14 protein-coding genes are annotated in these 17,138 nt (G+C 58.7%); 4 read left to right on the top strand and 10 right to left on the bottom strand.

Annotated features, from left to right (window positions below; all coding sequences use genetic code 11):
* Window positions 1-346: 346 nt before the first annotated feature.
* From M2447_RS12470 to tatC, 4 genes are all read right to left on the bottom strand, one after another.
* Window positions 347-1,033 (bottom strand): TylF/MycF/NovP-related O-methyltransferase, encoded by a 687-nt coding sequence (locus tag M2447_RS12470; protein WP_277558878.1) that lies wholly within the window; start codon window positions 1,031-1,033, stop codon window positions 347-349.
* Window positions 1,034-1,250: 217 nt separating this feature from the next.
* Window positions 1,251-2,300 carry an NAD-dependent epimerase/dehydratase family protein gene (locus tag M2447_RS12465; RefSeq protein WP_277558877.1) on the bottom strand — a complete coding sequence of 350 codons (1,050 nt, stop codon included), beginning with the start codon at window positions 2,298-2,300 and terminating at the stop codon, window positions 1,251-1,253.
* Window positions 2,297-3,715, bottom strand: coding sequence for an NAD(P)/FAD-dependent oxidoreductase (locus tag M2447_RS12460; RefSeq protein WP_277558876.1), 1,419 nt, complete (start codon window positions 3,713-3,715; stop codon window positions 2,297-2,299). The genes M2447_RS12465 and M2447_RS12460 overlap by 4 nt, the downstream gene beginning before the upstream one ends.
* 102 nt (window positions 3,716-3,817) lie before the next feature.
* Window positions 3,818-4,648, bottom strand: coding sequence for a twin-arginine translocase subunit TatC (gene tatC / locus M2447_RS12455; RefSeq protein WP_277558875.1), 831 nt, complete (start codon window positions 4,646-4,648; stop codon window positions 3,818-3,820).
* Between the two features lie 83 nt (window positions 4,649-4,731).
* On the opposite strand from tatC, the gene M2447_RS12450 reads away from it, so the two are divergent.
* A complete protein-coding gene (locus tag M2447_RS12450) occupies window positions 4,732-5,223 on the top strand; it encodes a DUF3299 domain-containing protein (RefSeq protein WP_277558874.1) in 492 nt (163 codons plus the stop codon).
* 45 nt (window positions 5,224-5,268) lie between these two features.
* Here the strand turns inward: M2447_RS12450 and M2447_RS12445 are convergent, their stop codons facing one another.
* The 4 genes from M2447_RS12445 to M2447_RS12430 all read right to left on the bottom strand — a co-directional run bounded on the left by M2447_RS12445 (window position 5,269) and on the right by M2447_RS12430 (window position 10,545).
* Entirely contained in the window at window positions 5,269-6,165 is an 897-nt protein-coding gene (locus M2447_RS12445) for a DMT family transporter (protein ID WP_277558873.1), read from the bottom strand.
* 140 nt (window positions 6,166-6,305) lie between these two features.
* Window positions 6,306-8,963 carry a beta-galactosidase GalB gene (gene galB / locus M2447_RS12440; protein WP_277558872.1) on the bottom strand — a complete coding sequence of 886 codons (2,658 nt, stop codon included), beginning with the start codon at window positions 8,961-8,963 and terminating at the stop codon, window positions 6,306-6,308.
* Between the two features lie 100 nt (window positions 8,964-9,063).
* The gene (locus tag M2447_RS12435; RefSeq protein ID WP_277558871.1) at window positions 9,064-9,741 is read right to left on the bottom strand and encodes an SIMPL domain-containing protein; all 678 of its coding nucleotides are present in this window, start codon (window positions 9,739-9,741) and stop codon (window positions 9,064-9,066) included.
* Between the two features lie 72 nt (window positions 9,742-9,813).
* Entirely contained in the window at window positions 9,814-10,545 is a 732-nt protein-coding gene (locus M2447_RS12430; protein ID WP_277558870.1) for a YggS family pyridoxal phosphate-dependent enzyme, read from the bottom strand.
* Window positions 10,546-10,617: 72 nt separating this feature from the next.
* On the opposite strand from M2447_RS12430, the gene M2447_RS12425 reads away from it, so the two are divergent.
* Window positions 10,618-11,517 carry a LysR family transcriptional regulator gene (locus M2447_RS12425; protein WP_277558869.1) on the top strand — a complete coding sequence of 300 codons (900 nt, stop codon included), beginning with the start codon at window positions 10,618-10,620 and terminating at the stop codon, window positions 11,515-11,517.
* 68 nt (window positions 11,518-11,585) lie between these two features.
* On the opposite strand, the gene M2447_RS12420 is transcribed toward M2447_RS12425, so the two are convergent.
* Complete coding sequence (locus tag M2447_RS12420; protein ID WP_277510947.1) at window positions 11,586-12,032, bottom strand: hypothetical protein; 447 nt, start codon at window positions 12,030-12,032, stop codon at window positions 11,586-11,588.
* A gap of 143 nt (window positions 12,033-12,175) precedes the next feature.
* On the opposite strand from M2447_RS12420, the gene M2447_RS12415 reads away from it, so the two are divergent.
* Window positions 12,176-13,708 carry a beta-ketoacyl-ACP synthase 3 gene (locus M2447_RS12415; RefSeq protein WP_277558868.1) on the top strand — a complete coding sequence of 511 codons (1,533 nt, stop codon included), beginning with the start codon at window positions 12,176-12,178 and terminating at the stop codon, window positions 13,706-13,708.
* A gap of 27 nt (window positions 13,709-13,735) precedes the next feature.
* Here M2447_RS12415 and M2447_RS12410 read toward each other — a convergent pair whose 3' ends face one another.
* Window positions 13,736-14,860: a glycerate kinase gene (locus M2447_RS12410; protein WP_277510950.1), complete on the bottom strand. Its 1,125-nt coding sequence runs from the start codon at window positions 14,858-14,860 to the stop codon at window positions 13,736-13,738.
* 157 nt (window positions 14,861-15,017) lie between these two features.
* Here M2447_RS12410 and uvrB point away from each other — a divergent pair, with 157 nt between their 5' ends.
* Window positions 15,018-17,075 carry an excinuclease ABC subunit UvrB gene (gene uvrB, locus M2447_RS12405; protein WP_277558867.1) on the top strand — a complete coding sequence of 686 codons (2,058 nt, stop codon included), beginning with the start codon at window positions 15,018-15,020 and terminating at the stop codon, window positions 17,073-17,075.
* Window positions 17,076-17,138 lie beyond the last annotated feature (63 nt).

The following is a 17,138-nucleotide window of genomic DNA, read 5'->3' as shown; positions in this document are numbered from 1 at the left end:
TCCTCCCAGCGCCCGCCGGTTTGCAGGAACTGGAAGAAGAAGATCAACTGGCCCTCGCGTGTAACCGGCGATTGGTCGTCCCACTCCGCGTAAAAACGCCCACCGGGTGTGTCCACCGGCCAGTTGCCCGGCGGGTAGGCGGCACTTGCACGGTTATTTGAGGGCTCACCCGCAGGGTGAGCGCAAATCGGGGGCGCTGGCGTTTCCATCTCCCTGCTCTTACCTCATTTACCCCCGCCTGGCTCTCTTTTTCATTTTCCTTTTTAGGTTTACACACAACCTTCCTCCGCCGACTTTATGCTTTTTAAAATGTGCGAAACTTGACGGACGCTACCGCCACCTAATCCTACTTTATTATTATCGCACTCCCTGAGGCATCCGCCACGGGAACAAGTGTGATGCCCCGTGCTGTGCAAAACTCAACAACCGCCTTGTTAGCCCCTTTATATTGCTTGTTGTTGTAGTCATGAATCAATATATATCCTCCCTTTGACAGGCGCCCATAAAAAAAATCAAGCCCGGCCAGGATGGGTTCATACAAATCCGCATCTATTGACACGAGGGCGAATTTTGCCTCAACATCCTTGGCGGTATCCGGAAAAAACCCTTTTTTTATTATGCATTGTCCGGAATGTCGCATTTTTGATAAAACAAGATTTGCGGAGGTTTTTGAGAAATCATCAATGACAGCGGCGTCGCCGCTGGATCTGCCTTTTTTCATCTCCGTTTTCTCAAAACCCTCAAATGTGTCAAACAGATAGAGTTTTTTTTCAGGAAAGGCCGCGTTTATATATTTTGCAAAATCACCTCTGTAAACACCAAGCTCAGCGGTTTCGCCCTCAACGCGATTTCTTTTGATTTCCTGGCAAACAAGCTCCAGTGTGGACGCCCTTACCGCGTCGAAGGTGAAGTTGTAGTCAAACAGCTTCCCATATGGTGTAAAACGGTGGGTGTCACTTGTTACAAAGATATCCATTTTCCCGATAAGAATATTAAAATATCTCACAAGGGATCTTCCGATTTTTAAGATCATAATATTATGGCGTTGGCTGTTTTATGGCTATGGCACTGGTTCAGGAAAGGAGCATATTGATTGGATTCCTAAAAATCACAAAGGAACCGGCAATTTGGCGGCTATGCATTCGGTAATAAGGAATATAATCTGGTTATTTGCATATAGGTAGAAGAGGCCGGAAATTCGTTAATACTCGAGGCATGTCTGAGATCTCAAAATCAAGGGCGCTCGCGTGTCACGACAGCCATTTGAGCAGCCTGATGATTCCCATCTCGGCTGTTTGCTTGTGCGCGGACACATTCTTGCGACGACGAATTGCATCAATATTGTCATGATAATATTTATATGACTTATACAACATTTCCTCATTTGTGAGCGTGGGAGCCCACCCTAATTCGCGTTTAATTTTTTCAGTGCCAAATACGAAATCCTCCGCAATCATTTTATATTGATAGGGGCCTAGCGGCGAGATGCGCAACGCATGGGCTATTTTCATCGCCCATATCGTCGGTTTCCTGGGAAGCGCTGCCACCCGCGCCCGGTTGCCCGCTTTGTCGATGACGTGTTGATAGACTTCGCGGAAACTTTTGACGTTGTCCGAACCGATGTTAAAAATCTCGGTTTTGGGATAATCAAGCGCGCGCAGGCAAGCATCAGCAAGATCCATCGCGTAGATGAATTGATATCGATTTTTCCCTCCTCCGACGACCCATACCTTGCGCCCCTCATCTATGAATTCAAATAGAATGCCAAGCAAGCCGAGCCTGCCGCTGTCGATTATGGTGGGACAGCGAATGATAATACTGATGATGCGATCCTGCTGACTGAGCAAAATTTTTTCACCCTCCCATTTCGATTTTCCGTAAATTTCCACTGGGTTTGGCATGTCGGTTTCAAGAACCGGGCGATGGAGATTTTCCGCCCACAGACAGTTGGTTGATGTGAAAACGATTTTACCAACACCATGTTCAGCAGCCAGTTCAGCGACCAGTTTCGTGCCATCCACATTGGAAGACCAGAGGAATTTTTTGTCCTTTACCGCATGGGCTAGAATCGCGGCGCAATGAAAAATAGCATGAATCTTTTCACTGCTAAAAATCTCTCTCATTAATGCTTCGTCCCGGATATCTCCGCGCACGGATCGCAGATGGGGATGCGCATCTTCGTCCGGTTCAAGGTCAATGGAAACAACGCGAAATCCGCGCCCCAATAGGCATCGTTTCAGTATGCTTCCAAAAAAACCTGCGCCACCAGTGACTAATAGTGTGTTCGCGTTATGCTTCATTTATGCGTTCGTATTTGTTTTTCCTCGTGATACTCGGCGTCGGTGTTTACCTGCCAAAGGTCAAAGCGGGCTCCCTCCACGTTGCGCGCCGCCAGCAGGGCGGTCATCATTGAGTGATCCATATTGTTGTAGCGATGCATGCCGTTGCGTCCGATCACTTGCAAATTGGATAATTTCTCCAACTCGCGTTGAATGAGGGCCACATCATCCGCATAATTCGGGCCGTAAACCGGATAGGCTTTGGGCATGCGCACCACGCAGCCATCAAAGATTTCGTCTGCTGTTGACACAAGTCCAAGCTGCCGCAGTTCACGCTTACCGAGATCAATTAACATCTCGTCGCTGGCGTTCCACATTTCATCGCCTTCAAAACAAAAATATTCCAGTCCGAGGCACGTCACTCCTGCCTCCGGTGTCAATGCGCGGCTCCAGTTGTTAAAGTTCTGGATCCGTCCGAGTTTCACGCCGGGGTCATGGATGTAAATCCAGTTGTCGGGAAACACGTTTTCGCGCCGAACCATCAGCGCCACTGTCAGGAAATCCCGGTATTCAAGTCGTGATGCCGCGGCCAATGCCTCGGGCGGAACAGCCGGGGCAAGCGCTCGCACGGTTTCCTGCAAAGGCATGGATACTATAAATGAATCCCCTTCCCATCGACGTCCGTCTTCGGTTTCGACGGCTATCACCCGCATGCCATCATGCTCTATTTTTTTCACGGCAGTTCCCATTTCCACGCGTCGCTCCGAAGCGAGTATGTCATCACGCGTCTTCTCCCACATCATGCCGGGGCCGAGGCGAGGATACTGAAATTCTTCAATAAGGGTTTTTACCACTTCGCCTTTTTTCGTTTTTTGGGGAAAGAGAGCGTGTTGCACCGCGCTGACAAGCGACAGCCCCTTGATGCGCTGGGCCGCCCAATCCGCACTGATTTGATCGCAAGGGCGTCCCCAAACTTTTTCCGTGTAGGTTTTGAAGAAAATGGAGAACAGTTTTTTTCCAAAACGATTGCTGACCCAGTCCTGAAAAGAACGCTCTTCTGGTATCGGGCGCAGCTTGACTTTAAGGTAGCTAAGCACGCACAGAAAGCTGGTCCATATGCCGAGATTAAAAAGCGCATTGAATGCCTTTAGAGGATAGTCGAAAAATTTACCCCGATAATAAATGCGTGAAAGGCGCCGCACCTTTATAAAATCATTTGGGAGGCGATTGTGCCACCAATCGGTAATTTCCGCGCTTTTGCTGAAAAAACGATGACCACCTATGTCAAAGCGAAAACCTTTATATTTGACCGTGCGCGAAATGCCGCCGACATAATTGTCGTCTTTTTCCAAAATTATTACCTGATGGCCTTTTTCGACAAGGCTAGCACCTGCCGTCAATCCAGCCGGACCTGCTCCAATAATGATTATTTTCATGAGACGTGGTTTTTTTCTAAAAAAATGAAAATGGAATGGTGGCCAAATATCGTGGATAAACCAGCTTTTTCAGCGGTTATTGTATAGATGCAATCGCATCCCCTATGGAGTCGCGGCCTCGTCGCGTTTTTTCTGCATGCGGCCGCCGATGAAAATCGCCGTCTCGAACAACACATACAACGGCAGCGCGAAGATCGTTTGCGTGAACGGGTCGGGCGTCGGCGTGATGATTGCCGCCATGATAAAAATGCCCACGATCGCGTGGCGGCGGTATTTGCGCAGCGTCTCCACCCGCAGGATGCCGAGATAAACCAGCAGCACGATCACGAGCGGAAATTCAAACGATATGCCCACGCCGATTGTCAGCCAGGCAAGCGTGCCGTAATAACTTGCGATCGTCCACTCGGCGGTCGCGCCAAGAATGTCGCCGGTCAGCGCGGAAATTTTTAACGTGCTCGGCACGAGCAGGAGAAAGCTGAACAGCGAGCCGACGACAAAAAGAACCAGCGACGACAGGCACACGGGGATAATCATGTGCTTTTCCTTTTTAGTAAGCGCGGGCGCGACAAACTGGGATGCGAAGAAAAAGAAAAACGGCATCGCCGGCACCAGCGCCCCGAGAAAGCAAAGCTGGATCACCGCCGTGAACGAATCCGTGACATAAATCATCCGCAGGTTTTCCGGAAGCTCGGGAAACTGCTCGCGCGCCATGTTGAACGGCAGCAGGAGGATCGAGTTCGCCTGCCGGAGAAAAACGCCGATCACCACCGCAAAGAGCACGTAAACGACAATGCATTTGAGAATCACCCAGCGCAATTCCTCGAGGTGATCGAAGAAGCCCATGGGTTTCTCTCGCGGGTCCATGACGTCCTCCGGCAAACTGCCGTCGGCCTCATAGATATCGTCGTCGTTGTTGTCGTCGTTCTGGCTCACAAAAACGCACAGGTTGAGCAAAGTGCGCCGAACTGGAAAGCCGATTGTTGACCCTTCCGTGCCAACGGCCAAATTTTGCCAGCATGTCCTTTGCCGTCCGTTTCCTTTTGCTCGCCGCCGCGTTCGCGCTCATTGGCGCGGTTGCCGATGCTAACACAGGAGGCGGCGACAGCAACAAGGTTGGCTTCGATGTGCTCGGCGGTTTTCCGTTCAGCCCGCCGGCCTATGATCCGGACAAACCCCGCGCGCAGGCCGGCCCGCAAGTGGACGAACAACTCCCCGTCGCCGTTCGCAAACTCAATGGAAAAAAAGTCACCATCACCGGCTTCATGCTGCCCGTGCGAATGAAAGACGGGCGGGCGGTTGAGTTCCTGCTTCTGCGCGACCAGTCCATGTGCTGCTTCGGCGAGCAGCCGCAAATGAACGAGTGGGTTGTCGTGCGCATGGCAAAACCCGGCGCTTATGCGCCCGATGTCCCGAAATCGTTTGAGGGCACGCTTCGAGTCGGCGCGATCGAGGAAAACGGCTATCTAAGCGGCATCTACCTGCTGGAAAATGCGCGTGCCGCGAAATGAGCGGGGCGGATGGCGCCCCGCGATTATTCTCCTCGGCGGGACAATTTATTTCGCATGCGTTATCGGCGAGCTTTTGCGGATCGCCACCCACGCGCGAAACACCGACGCACCAAGCACAATCACCCCGCCGACAATCGCCCACGGCGCGGGCGCCTCGCCGATCGCGAGCATCACCCACACGGGATTGAGTATCGGCTCGATCACCGGAATCAAAACCGCCTCGAGCGCGGTGACGTGCCTGATCGCCCGCGCATAGAGGAAATAAGCGAGCGCGAGCTGCACCGTCCCAAGCGCGATAAGCGCGCCCCACCCCGTCGCGGACGTCCCGCCAAACGGCGCGTGAATCAACACCGGCAACCCGACAAATCCGCTGATAAGATTGCCGAGGATCAACGCATCCGCCGGCGACGAGTCTTTTTGCCTGCGCATGAAAATCGCCGTCAGCCCGAAGAACACGCCGCTGATGATCGCGACGATATTGCCAAAAAACAAATCCGCGCGAAACTTGTCCGCAAAAAACAATGCGATGCCCGCGAGCGTGGCCGCGATCGCGATCCAGTCGGCCCGCGTGGCGCGCTCGCGCAGTAACCACCAGCCGAGCAGGGCGACCCAGACCGGGCATGTGTGCTGGAGCAAAATCGCATTGGCCGCCGTGGTCAGCTTCGTGGCCGCGACAAACGTGATCGTGCACCCCGCGTAACTGAGCGCCGTCGCGAGCGACGCCCGTGAAAACGACAGGCACCGCGGCCGAATCACCAACGCGAGCACCGCCGCCGCGATAAATCCGCGCCCGCTCGAAATCGCGAGCGGCGACCACGGCACCAGTTTGATGAGCACCCCGCCAAGACTCCAAAACAACGCCGTCGCAAACAACAACGCGATCGCGCGTTTGTGCAAGGCGTCGGCGGCGGGCGAATCGGAAGTTGTGACAGGCGGTTTCAAGCGGCGTTTATTCCACGCTGTGCCTGCGCGCGCGCCGTCTGTTTTGCAATATTACTTTCGCCATCGCGGATGGCCGGGCGGGTGAAACGCAAAACACACCGCCCGCGCCACAGTCACACTTCCAATCACTCCCGCGTCCCTTATCTGGCGCTGATCGCGATTTCCGCGGGCGCGAGGCTTTCGCTTTCGGCGCGCAGCGTGAAGTCGCCGCCCGCGCCGGGTTTCGCGCGGACGATCACGAGGGCGAGGCCGTTGAACGCTTCGCGTTCGCTGGCTTGAAAGGGCGCGTGGCTCGTGGGATCGCCGTTGTCCACGGCGACGATTTCGCCGGGCCCGGTGATGGAGAAATTAATCTTGTTCATCGAGCGAGGGACTTGCCGTCCGTTTTTGTCGGCAACGGTCACGGTGATGAAGCTGAGGTCCCGGCCGTCGGCGCGGATTTCCCGGCGGTCCGCGGCGAGCAAAAGTTTCTCCGCCCCGCCCGTGGTGCGTGTTGTCGTTTCGGCCCAGGGCTTGCCGTTTTTATAGGTGACGACTTTTAACTCGCCCGGCGCGTAAACAACGTCGTTCCAGCGGAAGCGGTATTCGTATTGGCCGCGTTTTTTGCGCCCGAGGGATTTGCCGTTGAGGAACAGCTCGGCCTCGTCGCCGCTGGTGTAAACGTGCACGGGCGTGACCTGGCCGATGCGCTCGGGCCAGTTCCAGTGCGGCAGGATGTGCGCCATCGGTTTGTCGGGCATCCAGTGCGATTGGTAGAGGTAGTAGCGGTCTTTCGGGAAACCGGCGAGATCGACGATGCCGAAATAGGAGCTGCGCGAGGGAACGCGTTTTTTGTCGAGCGCGTTCATTTCCTTTTCCATGCGGGCGCGGTCGGCGGCGCCGGCGAAGTTGAGAAGGTTGGTGGTGTCGCTGTTATAGGGCGTGGGTTCGCCGAGGTAATCGAAACCGGTCCAAACAAACTCGCCCATGATGCCGGGCACTTCGTCGTGCGAGCGCCATTCGTCGTCGGGTGTGGTGGCCCAGCGCGGGGCGTAGAGGTCGTAGGAGCTCATCTGGTAGTTTTGGCGATCCAAGCCATCGGCCTTGTCGTCGCTGACGGGAAACACATACACGCCGCGCGTGCTGATGGTGGAGGCGGTTTCGGCGCCCAAGAGAGGGAGGTGCGGGTGGGTGGCGCGAACCTTGGCGTATTCCCGCGGTTTGTAATTGTAACCGACGATGTCGACGGCAGTCATCATGCCGTTGTAGGCGGCCTGAATCACGTTGAAGCCGGCGGCCACGGGGCGCGTGCGGTCCTCCTCGCGAATGACGCCGGCGAGATACGCGGCGGTTTTCCATCCGCCGGGCGCGGCTTGCTCGCGGATTTCGTTGCCAATGCTCCACTGGATAACGCAGGGATGGTTGCGGTCGCGGCGCACCATGGCGCGAAGGTCTTTTTCGGCCCAGTCGGGGAAGAGGCGCGAGTAGTCGTCGCGCACTTTTCCGATGGCCCAGGCGTCGAACGCCTCGACTTGCACGAGCATGCCCATGCGATCGCAGAGTTCGAGGAGTTCGGGCGCGGGCGGGTTGTGCGAAGTGCGGATGGCGTTGGCGCCAAACGACTGGAGGATTTCGATCTGGCGCTCGAGCGCGCGGAGATTGAGCGCGGAGCCGAGCGCGCCGAGGTCGTGATGCATGCAGACGCCGCGAATGGGAACGCGTTTGCCGTTGAGAAAAAAGCCCTCCGTGGTGTGCTCGATGGAGCGGATTCCGAAGGGCGTGAGCACGCGGTCGACGACTTTTCCACCTTGGGTGATTTCTGTTTCCGCGACGTAGCGGTTGCGCTCCCCGAGACTCCAAAGACGCGGGTTTTCGAGCGTGAAGGTTTGCGAAATCCACGCCTGGTTGCGCGCGGCGGCGTTGAGCGCGGCGGGTTGGGCGGTGGCGATGGCGGGGCCGGAAGGCGCGCCGTTGGCGTCGGCGGCGTAGAGGCGCGTCGTGAGTTTGGTGTCGGCGCGGGCGTCGGTTTTATTGTCGAGCGTGACCGCGACATCGACGATGGCGGAGGCCGCGGTGACGCGCGGCGTGGTGACAAAAACGCCCCATTGCGCAATGGCGACGGGCGCGGTTTTGAGCAGCCAGGTGTTGCGATAAATGCCGCCGCCGGGATACCAGCGCGACGCTTCGCGGGGATTGTCGAGGCGGATGGCGATCACGTTTTTCGCGCCGGGCTTGATGTGCGGCGTCAGATCGACGCGCCACGAGGAGTAGCCGTAGGGCCAGCCGCCGGCAAACTGGCCGTTGATCCAAACCATCGAATAAGACATCGCGCCGTCGAGTTCGAGGTATATCCGGCGTCCGGCGTCGGCGGCGGGCAGGTCGAAGGTTTTGCGATACCACGCGACGCCGAACCACGGCAGTTTCGCGGTCTTGCCGGTAAGCTCCTGATAGAACGGCCCCTCGATGCCCCAGTCGTGAGGGAGGTCGAGCGCGCGCCAGGCGGAGTCGTCGAACTTGGATGTGGTGTAATCAATGGCGCGGCCGTAAAGATGGGCGGGATTTGGCGCCGGCGGCGGCAGGCGGAGCGCGGCGGGCGGGCTCATGTTGAGCAGGTCGTCGCCGCACGGGAGCAACCACGGCTTGACGCGCTCATAGTCGAGTGAGTTGCCCACATTGGCGGGATCCCCGCGGGTGAATCGCCAGCCGTCGTTAAACGAAACGCGTTCGCGCGCGGGGGCGGAGGATGCCTGAGCATTCGAAAAAGCGGCGAGGATGGTGAGCGCGAAAAACGCGGAGAACAGGGTCGAGGGTTTGTGCATGATTAAAAAGGAAACAGTGTCCGCCCAACAGAAACGCCCGCGAAAACGAACGCGAGCATCAAGGTGTTTTACCGTGCGGATTTTCGGCAAGCCCTGCGCCTTATTTCAACTCAAAGGTCGCGGTCACTCGCACGGAAAACTCAACCGACTGGACGCCTTCGGAAATCTCCATCTGCGTAAAGTTGTTCGAACTAATGGAGCCATATCTGCTTTTCGGTTCCATATCCATTTCCTCGGCAGATATCAATTGCCCGAGTGTAGCGTTGCCCGCTTTGGCGAGGAGTTCAGCCTTGTCTCGCGCCGCCTTGAGCGCGCCAGTGATGGCTTTTTTGCGCGCCTCGCCCTCTTTTGACGATGTATACTTTGTTCCCCACAATGAGAGTTCTTCGCGAAGACCTGCGTAAGTCGCCAGTTCGGGAAATTTGGACACATCATTCAGCGTAAGCGTTAGGGAAATAGCTGAGCTGAAACCATTGTCGATGCGCCGACGCCCATCACGCACCCACTCCTTTTCAGCCATGCGGCTGTTCAGGACAATCTCATCCTTACGAATACCGAGTGACTTGGCTTTTTTAAAAAACTCGTCCACCAGCGCGTCGAGCTTGGCATTGCTACCTTCGAGCGTTGGGTCGACAGCCTGGATGGAAACTCGGACTTTGACTTTGTCGGCGGGTATCTCGACACGGACAGTTCCAATGGTGGTGATGGAGCGATCAGCGGCATTGGCGGTGACTGCAAAAAGGCAGGCAAGGATAAAAGCAAGAGAGATGTTTTTCATGGGATTGGGATGGATTGAGGATGAAAATAATATCATCCGACTCCTGCGGGCAAGCGGAGAGTCCGCACGCCGTCACTCCCGCGCGCCATACAACGCCGTGCCGACTCGGATGATCGTGCTGCCCGCGGCTATCGCCTCCTTGTAATCGCCCGTCATGCCCATCGAGAGTTCGCGAAGCGCGGTGCCGCGCGTCGCGGCGAGATTGTCGCGGATGGCGCGCAGGTTCGCAAAGGTGCGCACGGCCATCTGGCGCATTTCGCCGGGGTTTTCGGAAAGCGGCGCAATTGTCATGAGGCCGTCCACGCGCAGGTGCGGAAGCGCGAGCGCGGTGTCAAGCAGGCGCGGGGCGTCCGCGGGTTCGGCGCCAAATTTCGCGGGGTCGTTGCCGGCGTTGATTTGCAAAAGGATTGGAAGCGTTTTGCCAAGCTCGCCGGCGGCGCGGTCGAGATGACGGAGGAGTTTTTCGCCGTCCACGCTTTGCACGCGGTCGAAGAGCTCGGCGGCGAGGCGGGCCTTGTTGCTTTGCAAGTGGCCGATCAGCTCCCATTTCAGTTTGCCCGCGCTCATCGCGGCGGCGGTTTCGGGCGAGACGAGCGGTTTTTTGGAGGCGGCTTCCTGCACGCGGTTTTCACCGACGAGGGCAAGTCCGAGGCGCGCCGCGTGATCCACCGCCCAGGCATCGTGTGTCTTGGTGACCGCCAGCAACCGCACCTCAGACGGGTCGCGCCCGGCGGAGCGACAGGCCTCGGCCATTTGCTCCCGCAACGCATCGGCGCGCACTTTATACTGCTCAAAAGTGATCATTGTTGAAAAAAAATTTAATAGTTTGCGCCTCAATTAGCGCGATTTATAGTGAAGCATTCTTACTAGGGAAACATGCAACTGGAAAATTTCAAAGTATTCGCCGACCTTGTTGAGACAAAAAGTTTCTCAAAGGCGGCCAAGATCAACCACATTACACAGTCGGCGGTGAGCCAGCAGGCGCGCGCGATGGAGCGCAACTTCAAGACGCTGCTCATCGACCGCAGCCAGAAGCAGTTTCAACTCACGCGCGAGGGCATGCGCATTTACGAGACATCCAAGGAAATCCTGCACCTATACGACAAGTTGTTAAGCGAGTTGCAGGAGATGAAAAAAGTGATCAGCGGCACCATCCGCATCTCGACGATTTATTCGATCGGCCTTCACGAGCTGCCGCCATTCATCAAACGCTTCCTTCACGCCTATCCGTCGGTCAACGTGCGCATCGAATACCGCCGCTCAAACCTCGTCTATGAGGACATCCTGCACAACTCGGTCGATTTCGGGCTCGTCGCGTTTCCGGTAAAAACGCGCCAGGTCGAGATGCTGCCGTTTCGCAACGACCGGCTCGTGCTCATCACGCACCCGGCGCATTCGCTAGCGAAACGCTCCGCGCTCACGCTCGACGATCTGGTCGGGCAAAAGTTCATCGGCTTTGATCCCGACATCCCGACGCGCAAGGCGGTCGACCAGATTTTCCGCAACGGTAAAATGGAAATCGAACCCGTCATGGAGTTCGACAACATCGAAACGGTGAAGCGCGCCGTCGAAATCGACCACGGCGTGTCCATCGTGCCGCAAGCCACCGTGCAGCAGGAGGCCAAGCAGGGCACGCTCGCCGTCGTGCAGTTCGCCGGAAAAGAATTCACGCGCCCGCTGGCGATCCTCCACCGCAAAGGCCGCGTGCTCACGCCCGCGATGAAAAAATTCGTCGAAACGCTCACGCATCAATCGGGCGGCAACCCCGCCGAATAACCCGGAGCGGCGAGCTCCAAGCCTCCGGACGAGGCACAGCGCGCCTCGCAAAAAAGTGCCCGAAAAAATCAAGGGGCGCGGCCTCGTCGCGCCCGGCATCCCGGAGCGCCCCGCCCCGGCACGCGCTTTTCCTTTCCCGCCCTGTTCCTGGGTTTGCCGATCACGCCAAGACGCGAGTCCCGTCTCCCGGCGATCTCGACGATTTTTTCGGCGACCGATTCGAAACGCTCGTGCTCCTCGGGCAAGAACAACCACTTCGGCAAAACCGAGTGCGGAGCCAGCGCGGGAAAATCCGCCATGAGCGACCCGTGGTGCTCGTATCCCGTGCACACGCACATGCCGCGCCACGCGGGATCACCGCCCGAGGGGAAAAACAGCATCAGTTTGCCGTCGAGATACGCCGCCTTGCCGCCAAACATGGGGCGAAGCATGAAACTCGGATCGCCCTCAAGCGGCTCCCAAAGCCAGGCGAGCGGATGGATTTTGATGGCCTTGCCAAAGGGAATGTCGCGCATGGGTCGTGTGTCCTTTCAATTGTTACGATCATTGAAAAATTGCAGAAATTCGAGCGCGTTCAAAACGATTTGATAAATTTTCAATTTGCGAAGGCGTGCTTGCGATTGGAGGCTTCGCACTATTTAACGCCACCCTTCACAAAATGGATACCTTCCTTATCGACATTCCCATGCCTTCAATGGGCGCGACGGTTAGCGAGTTGACGGTGATCGACATCATCGTGCAACCCGGCGCGCAAGTTTCCAAGGGCCAAAAGCTCGCCGAGCTCGAAAGCGATAAATCCGTTTTTGAGTTCGAATCGCCGTGCGCCGGCATCGTGCGCGAAATATTCGGGCGCGCGGGCGACATCATGCCCTCGGGAGCACCATTCCTGCGCATGGAAACGGACGACGAAACCTTGAAGCATCTGCAGGCAACCGGAAATCCCTCCGCGCCGGCACCGGCCCCAAAAACAATCCCGGCCGCCGCCAAACCCGCAACGCCGCCACCGCCCGCCCCGGCCAAGTCCGCCCCGACAGCGACCGCAGTGCAATGGACGCCGCGCGCAATCAAACTCGTCCAGGAAGCCGGCCTCAACCACGCGGCGATCACAGACATCACGCCCACCGGCCCCGGTGGACGCGTATCGGGCGACGATGTCACCGCGTGGCTTGCCAAGCGCACAATCCCCGCCGCCGCCAAACCCGCCGACGAAACCGTGTGCATCGCGGGAGTCGGCTACGCCTTCCCGAAAGTCGTGCGCACAAACACGGACATTTTGAAGGAATTTCCCGACATGACCGAGGAAGCAGTCCTCAAGCTCACCGGCATACGCGAACGCCGCTACGCCGGCGAGGGCGAATCGGCCACAAGCCTCGCCGCCACCGCCGTGCTCCACGCGCTCGCGCAGGCGAAAATGGACGTGTCGCAAATCGACGGCGTGATCATGGCGACACTCATCCCCGACCAGCCCGTGCCCTCAATGGCCAGCGCGCTGGCCAGGCAGCTCGGCATTCCGCACGCGCTCGCGTTCGACCTCAACGCCGCCTGCGCCGGCTGGCTCTACGCGCTCGAAGTCGGGCGCGCCTTCATCCGCGCCGGCACCGCGAAAAAGCTGATCGTTGTCACCGCCGAGCTCCTCTCGCGCATCACCAACCCGAAGGACCACGCCACGGCGTTTCTCTTCGGCGACGGCGCGGGCGCGGCAATCCTCACCAGCGCGGCCGGCGGACACCGACTCGCGCCCATGGCGCTCTCCGGCGACGCGAACCAATTCGAGGCAATCCAGCGCCCCGGCGGCGGCGCGCGCCAGCCCTTCCCGGACAAGAGCGGCGAGGATCATCACGACTTTTACCTTCAGATGAACGGCGGCGTTGTGTTCAAGCACGCCGTGATCGCGTTTGCCGACCAGATCGAATCGACGCTCAAGCGCCACAACCTGAAAGCCGAGGACATCGCCTGGATCGTGCCGCACCAAGCCAACGAACGCATCCTGCGCGCCGTGAGCAAACGCGTCGGCATTCCCTACGAGAAATTTGTCGTGACGATCGGCAAATACGGCAACACCTCGGCGGCGAGCATTTCGATGGCGCTCGGCTGGGCCGCGGAAGAGGAGATTTTTGTCACGGGTGACAAAATCATTTTCTGCAGCGTCGGCGCCGGACTGACCTTCGCAAGCGGGTTGCTCGTGTGGTGACTTTTGCCCCGGCGTGATTTCTCGCGCTCAGGGTTGCATTCTTTCCGCGGCGAAACGACTGGCGGCGGCCTCAAGCGCGGCGCCAGCTCCCGCGCCCGCGGAGTCGGCGCCGGCAAGCGTGTAAATATCGGCGAAAATCTCGCGCAGGCCTTTTTCCGCGCCGGCTTCAACGCACCCGCCAAAGGCGACCACGGGCTTCCCTTCGCGGCGGGCGAGGCGCGCAAGCTCGGCGGGGCCTTTTCCAAAAAGTGTCTGGTTGTCGAGCCTGCCTTCGCCGGTGATGACAAGGTCGCATTCGCGCACCGCCGCCTCAATTCCGGCGAGCGCGGCGATTATTTCAAAACCGGGTTTCAACTTTGCGCCGGCGAAAGTCATCAAGCCGTAACCGAGACCGCCCGCAGCCCCCGCGCCCGGCGAGTCGCGGTAATCGACGCCCAAGTCGCGCGCGATCAGCCCGGCAATGCGCGCCAGCGCGGCGTCGAGGCACGCGGGATCGCGCAGGCCTTTTTGCGGACCGTAAACATGCGACGCGCCGTCGGCCCCGAGCAGCGGATTTGTGACATCGCACAACCCGGCCACCTCCACGCCTCCGAGCGGATTTGACGCGGGCGCGACGATGCCGGTGATGTGCTCGTAGTTTTCGGGAAGCGGAACGACCTCGTTTCCCCGCGCGTCGAGAAAGCGATAATCGAGGGCCGCGCCGACGCCGAGCCCCGCGTCGTTGGTGGCGCTTCCGCCGAGACCGGCATGGATTTTTTTCGCGCCACCTGCAGCAAGCGCGCGCAGCATTTCGCCGACACCGCGCGTTGTGGCGCGCCAGGGATCGCGCGATTGCGGCGGCACGAGCTTGAGACCGGAGACACAGGCAACCTCAAAAAACGCGTCGCCGTCCGAAACCGCGGCCACCCCCTCGCACGGCTCGCCAAACGGGCCGGCTGACGGAACCGCCACAAGACGCGCGCCGGGCAGCGCGGCGCAAACCGCGTCGGTCGTGCCCTCGCCGCCGTCGGCAATCGGAAGCAGCCGGACGGCCAGTGCGCCGCCATTCGGCGCAACGGCGCGCAGGCCGCGCTCGATTGCGCGCGCGGCCTGCGTTGCGGTGAGCGTGCCCTTGAACTTGTCGGGCGCGATGAGGATTTTCTGCGGAGGCATGCGGTTGGTGAATTGGGATGAAACGATGAACGCGGAGCGAGGGGAAAAAGAGGCAGCCCCGCGATTGATGAGGCGGCCATCTTTTTAAAAATTCGGGATTTGAGACCTTGTGATTGCAAGACCGCTCGCCAATCCTCGCAGAGGAATTTTTCCACCCATGTCCCTTTTCAAACTCAACGCCGAATACAAGCCCACGGGCGACCAGCCGCAGGCGATCGACACGCTTGTTGATTCCATCCGCGCCGGGCACAAGCACCAGACGCTTCTCGGCGTCACCGGCTCGGGCAAAACTTTCACGATGGCCAACGTCATCGCGCGCCTCGACCGGCCCGCGCTCATCATCTCGCACAACAAAACCCTCGCCGCGCAGCTCTACTCCGAGTTCAAGAATTTCTTCCCCGAAAACGCCGTCGAATACTTCGTCTCCTACTACGACTATTACCAGCCCGAGGCCTACATCGCGTCGAGCGACACCTACATCGAAAAAGACTCCTCGCGCAACGACGAGCTCGAGCGCCTGCGCATCGCCGCCGCCAGCTCGCTCGTCTCGCGCCGCGATGTGATCGTCGTCGCCAGCGTGTCGTGCATCTACGGCCTCGGCTCGCCGGAGGATTTCGCCGAGCAACGCATCCAGATTCGCCGCGACCGTCCGCTCGGGCGCAACCGCCTGCTCGAGCGGCTCGTCGAAAACCTTTACGAGCGCAACGACTACGAGCTCAAGCGCGGCACGTTTCGCGTGCGCGGCGACGTCGTGGACATCATGCCCGCGTATCTGGAGCACGGACTGCGCGTCGAGTTTTTTGGCGACGACGTGGACGCGCTCACCGAGTTCGACCCGCTCACCGGCAACACGCTCCGCAAGCTCGACCAGTTCGACTTGTATCCGGCAAACCAATACGTGACCTCGCGCGACAAGCTCGAAAAGGCGATCGACGCCATCAAGATCGAGCTCGACGAACGCGTCGCCTGGTTCGAGTCGCAGGGCAAGCTCCTCGAGGCCCAGCGCATCCGCATGAAAACCAACTACGACCTGGAAATGCTCCAGGAAATGGGATTTTGCAACGGCATCGAAAACTACTCCATGCACATGGCCGCGCGCAAACCCGGCGACCGGCCGTTTTGCCTGCTCGATTTTTTTCCGAAGGACGCGCTGTTCTTCATCGACGAATCGCACGCCACCATCCCGCAGATCGGCGGCATGTTCAATGGCGACCGCGCCCGCAAGCAGAACCTCGTCAACCACGGCTTTCGCCTGCCCTCGGCGCTCGAAAACCGCCCGCAGGCGTTCGACGAATTCGAGCGCGTCACCGGCCAGACCGTTTACGTCTCCGCCACGCCCGCGAAGTTCGAGATGGAGCACTCCGCCGTGGTCGCCGAGCAGCTCATCCGCCCGACCGGCCTGCTCGATCCCGAGATCGTGATGCGCCCAATCAAGGGACAGGTTGAGGACCTCGTCGCCGAAATAAAAAAAGCCGTCGCCTCGGGCGAGCGCGTGCTCGTCACCACGCTCACAAAACGCCTCTCGGAAGACCTCACCGGATTTTTGCGCGACCAGAAAATCCGCGTCGAATACCTGCACTCCGACATCGACGCGATTGAGCGCGTGGAGATTTTGCGCAACCTGCGCCTCGGCAATTTCGACGTCCTCGTCGGCATCAACCTTCTGCGCGAAGGGCTCGACCTGCCCGAGGTCGCGCTCGTGGCGATCCTCGACGCCGACAAGGAGGGCTTTTTGCGCAGCCAGACCTCGCTTGTGCAAACCGCGGGCCGCGCCGCGCGCCACGAAAAAGGCCGCGTTATTTTTTACGCCGACAACATCACCGACTCGATCCGCAACACAATCGAGATAACAAACTACCGCCGCGAAAAACAAATCGCCTACAACCGCGAGCACGGCATCACCCCGCGCAGCGTGAAACGCGCCGCGCAGGCGAGCCTGCACACCTACGACGGCAGCGGCGCGGGCGACGGCCACGACGACGAAGTCGCGCTCGCCATGGCCGAGACGAGCGCCGACGACGTGCAAGCCGTGATCGCCGAGTTGCAAAACGAAATGTCCGAGGCCTCCGCGCGCCTGGAGTTCGAGCGCGCCGCCGTGTTGCGCGACCAGATAGAGGCGTTAAAATCCGGCAATTTTCGCAAACCCGTGAAACCAACCGGCAAAAAGGCGGTCAGTCGCGGCAGTTATTCGAAAAAAAATTCCGCACGCCGTTGATCCATTACGGCGTGACGCAATTCTCGGCCATCGTGCATTTTGCATACTGGAGGTGCTGGTGCT

This window comes from Ereboglobus sp. PH5-10, from assembly GCF_029504735.1.
In the GTDB taxonomy this organism is placed as follows: Bacteria; Verrucomicrobiota; Verrucomicrobiia; order Opitutales; family Opitutaceae; genus Ereboglobus.
The sequence above is the reverse complement of the archived record's forward strand: the minus strand, read 5'-3'. Positions and strand labels throughout refer to the sequence as shown.

Bases quoted from the DNA above. Each gene is read 5' to 3' on its own strand.
- M2447_RS12470 (WP_277558878.1), bottom strand. From the start codon at position 1,033: ATGATCTTAAAAATCGGAAGATCCCTTGTGAGATATTTTAATATTCTT.
- M2447_RS12465 (WP_277558877.1), bottom strand. From the start codon at position 2,300: ATGAAGCATAACGCGAACACACTATTAGTCACTGGTGGCGCAGGTTTT.
- M2447_RS12460 (WP_277558876.1), bottom strand. From the start codon at position 3,715: ATGAAAATAATCATTATTGGAGCAGGTCCGGCTGGATTGACGGCAGGT.
- M2447_RS12450 (WP_277558874.1), top strand. From the start codon at position 4,732: ATGTCCTTTGCCGTCCGTTTCCTTTTGCTCGCCGCCGCGTTCGCGCTC.
- galB (WP_277558872.1), bottom strand. From the start codon at position 8,963: ATGCACAAACCCTCGACCCTGTTCTCCGCGTTTTTCGCGCTCACCATC.
- M2447_RS12435 (WP_277558871.1), bottom strand. From the start codon at position 9,741: ATGAAAAACATCTCTCTTGCTTTTATCCTTGCCTGCCTTTTTGCAGTC.
- M2447_RS12430 (WP_277558870.1), bottom strand. From the start codon at position 10,545: ATGATCACTTTTGAGCAGTATAAAGTGCGCGCCGATGCGTTGCGGGAG.
- M2447_RS12425 (WP_277558869.1), top strand. From the start codon at position 10,618: ATGCAACTGGAAAATTTCAAAGTATTCGCCGACCTTGTTGAGACAAAA.
- M2447_RS12420 (WP_277510947.1), bottom strand. From the start codon at position 12,032: ATGCGCGACATTCCCTTTGGCAAGGCCATCAAAATCCATCCGCTCGCC.
- M2447_RS12415 (WP_277558868.1), top strand. From the start codon at position 12,176: ATGGATACCTTCCTTATCGACATTCCCATGCCTTCAATGGGCGCGACG.
- M2447_RS12410 (WP_277510950.1), bottom strand. From the start codon at position 14,860: ATGCCTCCGCAGAAAATCCTCATCGCGCCCGACAAGTTCAAGGGCACG.
- uvrB (WP_277558867.1), top strand. From the start codon at position 15,018: ATGTCCCTTTTCAAACTCAACGCCGAATACAAGCCCACGGGCGACCAG.